The 12,876-nt window shown below is 55.4% G+C and carries 12 protein-coding genes; all 12 read left to right on the forward strand.

What is annotated here, in order from left to right:
- The first annotated feature begins 136 nt into the window (after positions 1-136).
- The 12 genes from JQR90_RS10055 to JQR90_RS10110 all read left to right on the forward strand — a co-directional run bounded on the left by JQR90_RS10055 (position 137) and on the right by JQR90_RS10110 (position 12,835).
- A complete protein-coding gene (locus JQR90_RS10055; RefSeq protein WP_010798332.1) occupies positions 137-301 on the forward strand; it encodes a hypothetical protein in 165 nt (54 codons plus the stop codon).
- A gap of 166 nt (positions 302-467) precedes the next feature.
- Positions 468-1,256 (forward strand): cystine ABC transporter substrate-binding protein, encoded by a 789-nt coding sequence (tcyJ, locus tag JQR90_RS10060; protein ID WP_434139981.1) that lies wholly within the window; start codon positions 468-470, stop codon positions 1,254-1,256.
- Entirely contained in the window at positions 1,253-1,921 is a 669-nt protein-coding gene (gene tcyL, locus JQR90_RS10065) for a cystine ABC transporter permease (RefSeq protein ID WP_434139982.1), read from the forward strand. The genes tcyJ and tcyL overlap by 4 nt, the downstream gene beginning before the upstream one ends.
- A gap of 3 nt (positions 1,922-1,924) precedes the next feature.
- Positions 1,925-2,677, forward strand: coding sequence for an L-cystine ABC transporter ATP-binding protein TcyN (tcyN, locus tag JQR90_RS10070; RefSeq protein ID WP_404627336.1), 753 nt, complete (start codon positions 1,925-1,927; stop codon positions 2,675-2,677).
- 279 nt (positions 2,678-2,956) lie between these two features.
- Entirely contained in the window at positions 2,957-4,156 is a 1,200-nt protein-coding gene (locus JQR90_RS10075) for an MFS transporter (protein ID WP_434139983.1), read from the forward strand.
- Between the two features lie 203 nt (positions 4,157-4,359).
- The gene (locus JQR90_RS10080; protein WP_434139984.1) at positions 4,360-5,136 is read left to right on the forward strand and encodes a siderophore ferric iron reductase; all 777 of its coding nucleotides are present in this window, start codon (positions 4,360-4,362) and stop codon (positions 5,134-5,136) included.
- Positions 5,117-5,887 carry an ABC transporter ATP-binding protein gene (locus tag JQR90_RS10085; protein WP_434139985.1) on the forward strand — a complete coding sequence of 257 codons (771 nt, stop codon included), beginning with the start codon at positions 5,117-5,119 and terminating at the stop codon, positions 5,885-5,887. The genes JQR90_RS10080 and JQR90_RS10085 overlap by 20 nt, the downstream gene beginning before the upstream one ends.
- A gap of 44 nt (positions 5,888-5,931) precedes the next feature.
- Positions 5,932-7,917 carry a Fe(3+)-hydroxamate ABC transporter permease FhuB gene (gene fhuB, locus JQR90_RS10090; protein ID WP_434139986.1) on the forward strand — a complete coding sequence of 662 codons (1,986 nt, stop codon included), beginning with the start codon at positions 5,932-5,934 and terminating at the stop codon, positions 7,915-7,917.
- Between the two features lie 59 nt (positions 7,918-7,976).
- Positions 7,977-8,813: an ABC transporter substrate-binding protein gene (locus tag JQR90_RS10095; protein WP_434139987.1), complete on the forward strand. Its 837-nt coding sequence runs from the start codon at positions 7,977-7,979 to the stop codon at positions 8,811-8,813.
- 169 nt (positions 8,814-8,982) lie between these two features.
- Positions 8,983-10,221: an SfnB family sulfur acquisition oxidoreductase gene (locus JQR90_RS10100; protein ID WP_434139988.1), complete on the forward strand. Its 1,239-nt coding sequence runs from the start codon at positions 8,983-8,985 to the stop codon at positions 10,219-10,221.
- 3 nt (positions 10,222-10,224) lie between these two features.
- Positions 10,225-11,427 (forward strand): SfnB family sulfur acquisition oxidoreductase, encoded by a 1,203-nt coding sequence (locus JQR90_RS10105; protein ID WP_239380891.1) that lies wholly within the window; start codon positions 10,225-10,227, stop codon positions 11,425-11,427.
- A gap of 7 nt (positions 11,428-11,434) precedes the next feature.
- Positions 11,435-12,835, forward strand: coding sequence for an LLM class flavin-dependent oxidoreductase (locus JQR90_RS10110; protein ID WP_434139989.1), 1,401 nt, complete (start codon positions 11,435-11,437; stop codon positions 12,833-12,835).
- Positions 12,836-12,876: the final 41 nt, after the last annotated feature.

The following is a 12,876-nucleotide window of genomic DNA, read 5'->3' on the forward strand; positions in this document are numbered from 1 at the left end:
CTGCGCCGTACCAGAAATAGGAGTGCGAAGACTCGCACAGTTAAAAAACCGAAGACCGTCTATCCTGTTTTTGCTTGTCGTACCGCTTCGCTTGGAATACTGTATATCCAAACAGGAAAAGGACTGAGGTTGCATTATGTCGCTTGATCAAGCGGAAATGACAGTTAAGCAAGACCTGGAATGTGCTCTGGCATCGCTGGACATGCAGCGTGACGATTTTCTCGAACTGGCGCGCGGCATCAGACAGAAAATTTCGGAAGAGACTGAGGAAGCCGTTGAGCTGGAAGCCAATCTTGGCTGATTGCTCTTGAGTTAAACGGTACTTTCCCCGCTGCGGCTGCACCTGATCAGCCGCACGCTAATTTCCTGATTAAAGCTTTTTGCTATATCTATAGCGCCGGAAGCTATTTTATTAGCCCACTTGTGTAATCTTATAGTTCTAAATCCTTACGTTATGGAATAAGAACATGAGAACCGCTCTGCGTCGTTATTTCACGTTTGCAAGCCTGGCTCTGGCACTCGGTATCTCCGTTAATGCCCATGCAGAAGACCTGTTAAAGGAAGTCAAGCAGCGCGGTACGCTGGTGGTTGGGCTTGAGGGTACTTACCCTCCTTTCAGTTACCAGGATGAAAACGGCAAGCTGACCGGTTTTGAAGTCGAGTTTGCCCAGGCGCTGGCCAAGGAAATGGGCGTACAGCCAAAAATCCAGCCGGGCAAATGGGATGGTTTATTGGCCGCGTTGGATTCCAGGCGTCTGGATGTGGTGATCAATCAGGTCACCATTAGCGAAGAGCGCAAGAAAAAATATGATTTTTCGACGCCCTATACGGTCTCCGGTGTCCAGGCAATGACTCGCAAGAACGAGCAGGACACCATCAAGAAGCCGGAAGACTTGGCCAATAAGAAGGTGGGTGTTGGTCTTGGTACCAATTATGAGCAATGGCTCAAGGAAAACGTACCACAGGCTGATGTTCGCACTTATGAAGACGACCCAACCAAGTTTCAGGACCTGCGTGTAGGTCGGATCGATGCCGTTCTGGTAGACCGACTGGCCGCCTTTGAAATGGCTGCCAAAACCGGTAACCAGTTTGTACCAGCAGGCGAACCGTTTAATCGTCAGGAGTCGGGCGTGGCCGAGCGCAAGGGAAATCCCGAATTCCATGCCGCCATCGACCAGGCCATTGCCAAGATGAAAGCTGATGGCACGCTGGCCAAGCTCTCACAGAAGTGGTTCAAGGCTGACGTCACTCAATGAGCGAATCCAGCCTTCAACTGATACTGGATTCGCTTCCGTTTCTACTCAAAGGTGCCGTCTGGACTGTACTACTCAGTCTGGGCGGCATGTTTTTCGGGCTGGTGCTGGGGTTCTTTCTGGCGCTGATGCGGCTTAGCCAAAACATGGTAGTGCGCGCAGTAGCGCGGGTATACGTGTCTTTCTTTCGAGGCACCCCACTGCTTGTGCAGCTGTTCATGATCTATTACGGCTTGCCTGAGCTGGGCATTCAGCTAGATCCTCTGCCCGCTGCGCTCGTGGGTTTTTCGCTGAATATGGCCGCTTACATCTGTGAGATTCTGAGGGCAGCCATTGCCTCGATTGACCGAGGACAATGGGAGGCGGCTGCCAGCATTGGCATGACACGGACACAGACACTGCGTAGGACCATCCTTCCTCAGGCAGCCCGTACGGCGCTCCCACCTTTAGGTAACAGCTTCATTTCGCTGGTAAAGGATACCTCTCTTGCGGCTACCATTCAGGTCCCAGAGATGTTTCGCCAAGCGCAGCTCATTACAGCGCGTACCTTTGAAATCTTCAGCATGTATCTAACGGCAGCATTGATCTACTGGGTTCTCGCCAGCACCCTGGCGGCGTTGCAGAACACGCTGGAAAATCGGGTAAACCGGCATAATCAGGAGCGTTGAGTCATGATTGAAGTACGTAACCTGACCAAGTCATTCAATGGCCAGCCGGTGCTCAAGGGGATCAATCTGGATGTAGCAGCGGGCGAAGTCGTTGCCATTATTGGCCCCAGTGGCTCCGGCAAGACTACCCTGCTTCGTTGCCTGAATCTTCTTGAAACGCCCGATAAAGGCCGTATCCGCGTTGCGGGTATCTCTATTGATGCAAGTCAGAACCTGAACTCGCAGCAGAGCCAGATTCGGGCGCTCCGCCAACGCGCCGGCTTCGTATTTCAGAGTTTTAACCTTTTTCCTCATCGTACGGCTCTGGAAAACGTGATCGAAGGGCCGATTGTGGTCAAACGGGAGGCCAGGGAATCCGCCGAAGCCCGGGGCCGGGCATTACTGGCGAAAGTAGGCCTGGCGGGCAAGGAAGATGCGTATCCCAGACGGCTATCCGGCGGACAGCAGCAGCGCGTTGCCATTGCCCGTGCGCTGGCGATGCAGCCCGACGTTATTCTCTTTGATGAGCCCACGTCAGCCCTTGATCCCGAGCTGGTCGGTGAGGTGCTGACGGTCATTCGTAATCTGGCCAATGAGCAGCGGACCATGGTGATCGTGACGCATGAGATGAGCTTTGCCCGTGACGTGGCGCATCGCGTGCTGTTTGTCGATCAGGGCGTTATCGTTGAACAAGGAGAAGCTAAGGCGCTGTTTGCCAATCCCCAGGAAGAACGGACGCAACGGTTCTTGAGCAAGTTCAGAAGCCATGAAGGTTAGATACTAACCTCCATGGCCTGTTGGTCACTGCTTGTCGGGCCACCTCGGTTAACAGCTGGAGCAGCCTATTAACCGAGGTGGCCCGAGATCACTTGGCGCTGTTCCGAGCCAATCAGTGCTTTTAAACGATAAACATATTTAATGCATGACTATATCGCTTTCGATGCTTGTAACGGCTTGTAATCGAGAATGCAAAGAATACGCATAATCAAACAGTCGCTTTCTTGTTGATCCGCATGCATGATTTGCGGCCTTTTCAGCTGGCTGAGCCCGTTCGCTATGAATTTACGTTTTTGCCTCATTGCCATGACGGCCCTGGCAGTCATTGGCGATAACATGCTCATTCCCTTTTATCCGCAGTACTTTGCCAGCCGTTTTGACGATCCTCGTCCCGAGCAGGTCGGTGCCTACCTGGCTGCTATTTGCGTTGTTGTCATGTTTGCCTTTCCTCTCTGGGCCAAACTGGCCAAGCGCGTGCATCCTATCCGGATCCTGATCTGGACACAGTTGGCTGCGGGGCTGCTCAGCGTATGCTGCTATATCATCGACTCCCTGCCCTTGTTCTGGGTTGTTTCACTAGGCATGGTGGTCTTCAAAGGCAGCTATCTCTTGATGTATCCCTATGTGATGAGTCTGGAAGCCAAGGAAAGCCACACGCGAACCATTGGCACCTTGTCGGTGGTGGTGCATTTCGGAGCCATCTTTGGCGCAGCTGTGGGCGGGCTGGTTCTCCAGGCGCTGGAAATGGGCGAAGTGTTCCTGATCATGGCGCTGGGCGACTTCATTCAGATGGCAATCTGTATGCGTCTGATGCGAGACAAGCCTCCCGCTTCGGGAGAAGCTCCAGCCTCCAGCGAAACCCCGGAACAGTCTGCAACCGAAGTGCCTATCGCCAAACCAGGTAGCCACCTGATCATTTACAAGCTCTGTCTGATCATGTTGCTGTTCTACTTCAGTGCCTATGTCATTCGACCGTTCTTCTCGGTTTACTGGCAACAGGTTTCCGCTCTGGAAAATGAGCTCGTCACCGGCTTCGTCTATTCGCTGCCAGGCGCTGTAGCGCTAGTCGCACTCTGGTGGAGCAAGCGAGCCAGCCAACAAGGCCATGCCTGGGAAGGTATCCTGTCCGCCCTGCTGCTTGGCGTCTGCGGTATTTTCATTCAGGGCTTTGAAAACGAAGTGGCCATCCTAGGAGGTCGTTTGCTGTTCGGCTGGGCCTTGTATCAGGTCACGGTGCGCCTGGATGCGCTCATGTTCGAGATGAGCAAGCCCGAGGCGTATGCTGTGGACTTCAGCAAGGTCAATTTTTTCCAGAGTCTGGGTGTCATGTGTTCATCTTATGGCGCTGGGCTTCTCGTCAGTCATTTCACGCTTTCTACGCCGTTCTGGGTAGGCGCAGCCGGCCTGCTGCTCACGGCAGTTCTCTTTCCGCTACTGGTTAAAGCGCCCAACAAGGCTGCAACAGCGGCCAAGGCGTAAATGGTTGAGGCGGTGGCAACCCTCTGCCACCACTCACCCTGTTCCGCTCATCGCAATCTAGCGAAATGTGACACCTGGATTGCTAATGATAATTTGATGCATTTGTATTTAAGTGTTTAAATCGGCATTTCCGAGCATGTCCTCCCGAACGGCCGAACCAGACGTTCGGGAGATGACATCTAACCTCGTTCTGGGTCCGACGTATGACGATTCAGGTAAAGACCGATCTTACCCGCCTGCTGGATCTTTCCGCCCTTTCCTATTTAGGGCTCAAGGGAACGATAGGCCCTGCAGGCCCGGATGACCTCGCCTGCGGCAGTGCCGAAAACCATGTGCGCATTGCAGCGCTTTATGACCATTGGCAGCAGGCCCATCCGGAGGCCGGCCCCCATTACTGGTCAGCGCGTAGCTGGACGCTCATGGTCTGGCAGCCGATCTACCTGACGATTCTGGGTGTCCACCTCGGTCGATGTGTTCCTTCTCTCGATCAGTTTGCCCAGCGCGTGCACCACGGGTTCGTGGCAGGGTTTTACCTGCATGATCATTGTCCCTATATCGCCGACCAGGACACGTTGATTCGTGTCGCCGCCAAGCAATTACAGAACCTTTGCGAACGGCAGCTGGAAGAGGCAGGAACGGTTTTCAAGCTCAACCCGAAAATGGCCCGTCGGCTGGCGGCAGACTGCGTGCTGGCAGCCCTTCTCTATGTGCAGAACAACCTGCGCGAAACGCTATGCAACAACCGTATGCGTGTGCTGGAAGGTATGTGGCTCGAAGCGCTGGGCCTGAAGGACAACAGCGAGCTGATCTGCATTGCGCTTGACGATGGACAAGAGCGGCTGGCACTTGGACGCAAGGTCTGCTGCCAACACTTCCGCCGCGCAGATGGCGAGTTATGCAGCACCTGCCCCAAGCTCAAGCAGGAAGAGCGCATTGCCCGTTTACGACAGGAGTTAACCCTTGAAGCTGCAACTCACTGATATCCGCGTCAACCGCGGCGGACGACTCATTCTGAGTCTGGACCAGCTGCGGCTTGCCGGAAATGAGCTGACAGTCATTCTAGGGCATAACGGTTCCGGCAAGTCGACATTGATGAACCTGCTGGCGCGTCAGACCATGCCCGACAGTGGCAGGATCGAGCTGGACGACCAGCCCATCGCACGGTTGAGCCAGCGGGAATTTGCGCGGCTGATTGCCTTTCTGCCTCAGCGGTTGCCGGAAGTCGCCGGGCTTACAGTACGTGAACTGGTGCGCCTGGGCCGTTTTCCCTGGCGCGGTCTGTTAGGCCGCTGGCAGCGTGAAGATCAGACGATCATCGAGCGAGCCATGCAACAAACCGATGTAGCGCATTATGCCGATCACCTGACCGACACCCTTTCCGGCGGCGAACGGCAACGGGCCTGGATTGCGATGCTGCTAGCCCAAGAATCGCCACTGATTCTGCTGGATGAACCCACATCGGCCCTGGATCTCTCCCATCAGTATGAGCTGATGGGCCTTTTACATGAGCTGAACCAGAAGACCGGCCGCGGAATTGTCGTCATTCTGCACGACATCAATCTGGCTACACGTTATGCCGACCGTATCGTTGCCCTCAAGCAGGGTCGGCTGTTCTTTGACGGGATGCCACAGGCCTTGTTGTCCAGTCGTTTGCTATCCGAGCTGTACGAGATCGATATTCAACTCATTGAGCAGCCTGCGGCGCAGCGCAAGATTGCGGTTGTTGCCTGAAGATGCACGTTACCCGCACCGGGACGGGCGTCCCGTCCAGAACCATGTTATCTACTGCACCAGGTCTTCTGCGTTATCCACTCACGCTGCTGTCATTGCTTCTGATACTGCTCGTACACCTGCAGATCGCTTCACCGCTGTCGTTAGGTCAGCAGTGGCATGCTTTGTTCGATGCCTCCAGCCAAGATTTCACGCTGCTGCAATTTCGTGACTCTGCGCTTCCACGGGTTGTAATGGGTCTTCTGGTTGGGGCAGCGTTGGGCTTATCAGGCAGTCTTCTTCAGCAATTGACGCAAAATCGTCTAGTTTCACCCATGACTATCGGGTCGGCCTCAGGGGCATGGTTGGGACTGGTTTGTGCCACGCTGATTGCACCAACCCTGGCTGCCGATCACGGTGAATGGGCCGCGCTACTGGGCGCAATGGCTGCAGTAGGCATTGTCCTGTTGATTGCAGGGCGATCTGGTATTGCTGGTCTTCCAATCGTTTTGGCCGGTATGGCCATGAATCTTCTTCTAGGAGCGCTGGCCTCGGGGCTCGTATTGCTCAACGATCAGTACGCCCGGAATCTTTTCCTCTGGGGGGCTGGCGATCTGGCGCAAATGGACTGGCAATGGGTCATCTGGCTGCTGCCCAAGCTGGCGGTCGGTCTGCTTGTCCTGGCCTTTGCTCAGCGACCGTTGACCCTGCTGCGCCTGGGCAGTGAAGGTGCACAAGCACGCGGCATGAGTTTATGGCCGGTTATGCTGATGCTGTTTCTCGCCTCACTGTGGCTCACATCCGTTTCCATTACCGCGGTCGGCCTGATTGGATTCATTGGTCTGCTCACACCTAATCTTGCGCGGTTGTTCGGCGCTCGTACCGCCTTTGATGAACTGCTATACAGCACGCTGCTGGGAGCTGTTCTACTGCTGACAACCGATGCACTGGCTGTGCTCGCCAGTCAATGGACGATCAACCTGATTCCCAGCGGAGCCGCGGCCGCATTGATAGGTGCACCGGCACTCTTATGGCTTTCGCGCCGCAAAATGTCGGCAGAAGATCAGCGTGGACTGATGCTCCCAGGCAATAGCGACCGGAGAATCACCACATCAGGCTGGGTAATTATTCTGGGTATTGCCCTGGCGATTGTATTACTGACCCTATGCCTGGCGCCGGGCGCCCAAGGCTGGCAGTTGAACTGGCCCTCCTCCCTCGTCTGGTCCTTTCGCTGGCCGCGGACGCTAACGGCTGCCTCGGCAGGATTCGGACTGGCGATTGCAGGCGTCATTCTTCAACGTCTGCTGCGCAACCCCTTGGCGAGTCCGGATATTCTTGGCCTTTCCGCCGGAGCAACGCTTGCCCTTCTCATAAGTGCGTTTGTCATGGGTGGGACTATCCAGACTGCAGGCGGGCCATTGGCGGCTTTTGCCGGGAGCATGCTGGTCTTGGCTGTGCTGCTGCTGTTTGGTCGCCGGCACCAATATGCACCGGGCATGCTGGCATTGGTAGGTATCTCCCTGATGGCATTGCTGGACGCCATCCTTCAATTTGCCCTGGCCAAGGGGACAGCAGACTCCTTCGCCATCATGGGCTGGTTGGCAGGTTCGACCTACCGGGTTTCGGCCAGCCAGTCTGTCGGACTTTGCGTAGGCGTTCTGCTTATCGGAGGGGTCAGTCTACTGTTCCATCGAGGCCTGTCGCTGATTTCGATAGGTGACGGCGTGGCCCTTGGTCGCGGCCTGAATCTGACGCACCTACGTATCGTGCTACTGGTTCTGGTTTCGCTGATGTGTGCGCTCGTGACCAGCGTAATGGGGCCGGTCGCCTTTCTGGGCCTGCTGGCACCGCATATTGCAGCCATCCTGGGTGCCAGGAAAGTCCTGCCTCAACTCTTACTCGCCGCCACGCTGGGTAGCGTCTTGATGCTTGTTGCCGATTGGATAGGCCGTGTCATGATCTATCCCCTCCAGATGCCGGTAGGCATCGTGGCGTCCGTTCTGTGTGGAGTCTATTTCATTATTTTATTAGCCAGACAGCGAGGCGCGTAGGGTTGCTCAAGCATAAAATCAGTCCCAGCCTGCTCCGTTGGGTCCTAACCGGACTTTTAATGATCGGCTCTGCACTCGCTCACGCAGCCGAAACACCGCAGCGGGTAGTCGCGCTCACCTGGGAAGCGGCTGAGCATTTGGTCGAAATGGGGATCACGCCCTTGGCGGTAGCGGACGCCGATGACTACAAGGTGTGGGTCGTGCGCCCTGCTTTGCCATCATCGGCTCTCAATGCTGGAAGCCGTGTCGAGCCCAATCTTGAGCTCTTGGCCGAACTCAAGCCAGACCTGATCATCTCCAGCCCGGCTCTTGAAGATCTACGTGGCAAGCTTGAACGGATCGCCCCGGTAGAGTCATTCGACAGCTATCGACAGGATCACAACAATTACGAAACCGCACGGCAAAATTATCTGACTCTGGCCAAGCAGTTCAATCATCTTGACCAGGCGCAGCAGCGCTTGGCAGAAATGGATCGCCATATCGCTGAACTACGGAAGCAGCTGCTTAAACATTTCAACGGCGAACCGCCCAAGGTTACGGTGATTCGCTTTTCTACGCCAGCGGTAGCTTATGTGTATGGCGACAATTCCATGCCTCAATATGCCATGGATTTATTGCATCTTCAGCCTGCCTACCCATTGCCAGCCACTGCCTGGGGTATCACACAGAAACCTATCAGTGAGTTAGGGAAAATACGTGAAGGCGCTGTGCTCCATATCGAGCCGTTCTCCCAGGAGGACAAACTCTTTCCTACCCGCCTCTGGCAGGCGATGCCCTTCGTGCAAGCACGACGATTCGCTACGGTCCGCTCAACCTGGACCTATGGTGGTGTTTTCTCGGTGGAATATCTGGCTGAGTCGCTTGTAGACGCGCTCCTGACCTTAAAGCCTGAATAACGAGCTTTCTGCCCTTAAGCTCGCTCTAAGCTTATAGCTAGAAAGTATTTATAACTCTTTTTAAATTACTTTAACGTCTATTTACCGGATCACCGGACCTGCACTGACTTTTCATCTGTCGGTCCGGCTCCGCTATGGATCTGGCCGGCATTGCTCATTGCGAGGCCGTATGCTCAAGCCAGATACCCTTCTTGATAACGATCAGGATGTAGCTCCACCCGTCTACCCTGCCCGTATTCTCACTACCGACGCCGAAGCCATTGCTGCTGCTCATGAGCTAGCCCGTTTCGCTGCGCAAGAAGCATCGCTGCGTGACCAGGAGCGCAAACTTCCCTGGGCCGAAATCGAGCGTTTTACTACCAGCGGTCTGGGCAGCGTATTCGTTCCCAGAGCCTTTGGAGGCCCTCAGGTTTCCTTTGTAACGATCGCTGAAATCTTCAAGATCATTGCCAAGGCTGATCCAGCACTGGCTCAAATTCCCCAGAATCATTTCAGCATTCTCAATGTCATTCGAAGCGTAGCGTCCGCCGAGCAACAGCAGCGCCTATTCGAAAGCGTGTTGGCTGGATGGAGAATAGGCAATGCAGGTCCCGAGCGCGGCAGCAAACATACATTGGACCTGAAAGCGCGCCTGACACCCGAAGGTGATCACTTCCGCTTGAACGGCGAAAAGTTTTATTCGACAGGTGCCCTGTTTGCCCATTGGGTAACCGTCAAGGCATTGGATGACACCGGACGACAAGTCATGGCGTTCGTCCGGCGCGGAACACCGGGGCTTCGAATCATTGATGACTGGTCCGGCTTTGGACAGCGCACCACAGCAAGCGGAACAGTCATTCTCAATAATGTTCGTCTCCCCGCAGAAGGCATTATTCCGAGCGGATTGCTAAGCACTAAGCCTTCCTTACAAGGTGCCTATGCGCAGCTGATCCATGCAGCCATTGATGCAGGCATAGCCCTGTCTGCTTTGGCTGACTTGAGGTGGTTTGTTGTTGGTAAAACTAGACCCTGGCTTGAGGCTGGTATTACTGAGGCACGAAATGAACCTTACCTGATTGCAGAGGTTGGACGACTGGAAGTTGAACTGCATGCAGCTGAAGCGCTATTGCGAAAGGCAGCCGGGGTACTTGATTCCTTTAAGGACCAGCCTGTTGATGAGTCACAGGCTGCTCAGGCCTCGATTGCGGTAGCCGAGGCTAAGGTGCTGACGTCCGAAATTGCCTTGGCAGCCAGTGAAAAACTCTTCGAGCTGGCTGGTAGCCGAGCCACGCTGGCTGAGTTCAACCTTGACCGGCATTGGCGCAACGCTCGGACGCACACCCTTCATGACCCCGTGCGCTGGAAGGTACATGCCATTGGCAATTATCACCTGAACGGTATATCCCCTGCCCGCCATGCCTGGATCTGAACCATGAATGCACCTGTATTGCACGGTATTGCCGACCGGATCGAAAGTGATGAACAAGCATTAAGGATTGCCACCGAGCTGGCCACCCTTTTCAAGCAAGACGCCGCTCAGCGGGATCAACATCGGACGCTGCCGTGGAGTGAATTGGAGCAGTTCTCCCAGTCCGGACTCTGGGCTATTACAGTACCTAAAGCGCTGGGAGGCGCTGAAGTCTCCAGCGTAACGCTTGCCAAGGTCATCTCTATTATTGCTGCGGCGGATGGCTCCCTAGGCCAGATACCGCAAAATCACTACTACGCGTTGGAAGTATTGCGTGTAAATGGCAGTGCCGAACAGCAGCACAAGCTCTATACCGAAGTGTTGGCCGGCGCCCGTTATGGCAATGCACTGGCCGAGATTGGTACTAAGACGGTACTGGACCGCACTACCCGGCTCACCCCTGACAGGGACGGTTTCAAGGTCAACGGGCGCAAGTTCTATGCAACCGGTGCACTGTATGCTCAGCGCATCCCCACCTCGGTTGTGGATGACGAAGGCAAGCAGCGGCTGGCCTTTATCCCGCGCACCCGTGAGGGCGTAACCGTTATTGATGATTGGTCTGGCTTTGGGCAGCGGACCACGGGCAGCGGCTCGGTCGTGCTGGATAATGTCGCGGTAACGGCTGATGAGGTCGTGCCCTTTCAGACAGCATTTGAGCGCCCTACTACGGTAGGCCCTTTCGCCCAGCTATTACACGCAGCGATCGATACAGGTATTGCGCGAGGTGCTTATGAGCACGCTCTTCTTTTTGTCCGTGAACAGGCGCGTCCCTGGCCCGATTCCGGTGTTGAACATGCTTACGAAGACCCCCTGACGATCAGTGATATCGGCCGGCTGGCCATACGTGTTGCCGCCGCGGAAGCCCTGCTTGAGCGCGCTGGAGAGGCACTCGATAAGGCGCAGCAAGATCCGACCGCAGACACCGTAGCTGCCGCCTCCATTGCAATCGCTGAGGTGCGTGCGTTGAGTACAGAGGCCTCTCTACTGGCAGGCAACAAACTCATTGAGTTGGGTGGTGCCAGGGCCAGCCTGGCAGAGCATGGGCTTGATCGTTACTGGCGTAACGCACGTGTACATACCCTGCATGACCCCGTGCGCTGGAAATACCACGCCATTGGCGACTACTACCTGAACGATACCCTGCCGCCCCGACGCAGCTACCTCTGAGGTTGTCATGGCAAAGAAACAGATTCGGCTAAACGCCTTCAACATGAACTGCGTCGGGCACATCAACCATGGGCTTTGGACGCATCCACGGGATACGTCTACCCAGTACAAGACGCTGAGCTATTGGACTGAGCTGGCTAAGCTGCTGGAGCGCGGTCTATTCGACGGTTTATTCCTCGCTGACATCGTAGGGGTCTACGACGTATACGGTGGCGGCATAGACCTCACGGCAAGGGAGTCCATCCAGCTTCCGGTTAACGACCCTCTCCTTCTCGTCTCTGCCATGGCATCCCATACCACGCACCTTGGGTTTGGTGTGACTGCAAATCTCACCTATGAACATCCCTACCTGCTGGCTCGACGGTTTTCAACACTGGATCACCTGACGGGCGGCCGCATCGGCTGGAACATTGTGACGGGCTATCTGGACAGCGCAGCCAAGGCGATGGGGCTTACCGCTCAGCATGAGCACGATCGTCGCTACGATCGGGCTGATGAACATCTAAGCGTGCTTTACCAACTGTGGGAAGGCAGCTGGGAAGATGATGCTGTCATCGCTGACCGCCTGGGCCGTGTCTACGCACGACCGGATAAGGTGCACAAGGTTAGACACCACGGAGCGTTCTACGACGTTGAAGGTTATCACCTGAGCGAACCCTCTCCACAGCGCACACCTCTGCTTTACCAGGCGGGTTCTTCCGAACGCGGCGTTAATTTCGCCGGACAACATGCGGAATGCGTTTTCATTGGTGGCCAGAATATTCAGGCGGTCCGGCATCAGGTTGACCGAACACGTGCCAGCGCAGTAGCCGCCGGGCGTACGCCGGACGCCATCAAAGTCTTTATGGGGTTGAGCGTGATCGTTGCGCCGACTGAAGCTGAGGCCCGGGAAAAGCATGCGGACTATCTACGCTACGCCAATCCAGAAGCAGGCCTTGCTCACTTTTCCAGCTCGACGGGTATCGACTTCGCAGGCTATGGGCTCGATGAGCCTATCCGTTATCAAAAGACCAATGCCATCGAGTCGGTCGTCAAGGCGTTTACCGCGAAGGACAGTGGCTGGACCAAGCGCAGGCTCCTTGAGCAGCCCGCTCTGGGTAGCCGATACCCACTCATTGTTGGCTCGCCAAGCCAAGTGGCGGATGCACTGGAGCAATGGATCGACGAAACCGGGCTGGATGGATTCAACCTGACACGCATCGTCACACCGGAAAGCTATACGGACTTTATCGACTTGGTAATTCCAGAGTTGCAGGCACGGGGTCGCTACAAGACAGCCTACGAGCCAGGCACCCTGCGCGAAAAACTGTTCGCCCAAGGTGCTCGGTTACCACCAGACCATGCCGGTACACATTGGCGAAACCTGACACATCAGGCCAGCCAAACGGCTAGACGAACTGCAATTTGATCTCAACGACTACTGGAACGCTTCCAGCCTCGCCTCCCATG

Origin of the sequence: Pseudomonas sp. JZ114, from assembly GCF_051027705.1 — a bacterium.
Classification (GTDB): domain Bacteria; phylum Pseudomonadota; class Gammaproteobacteria; order Pseudomonadales; family Pseudomonadaceae; genus Chryseomonas; species Chryseomonas luteola.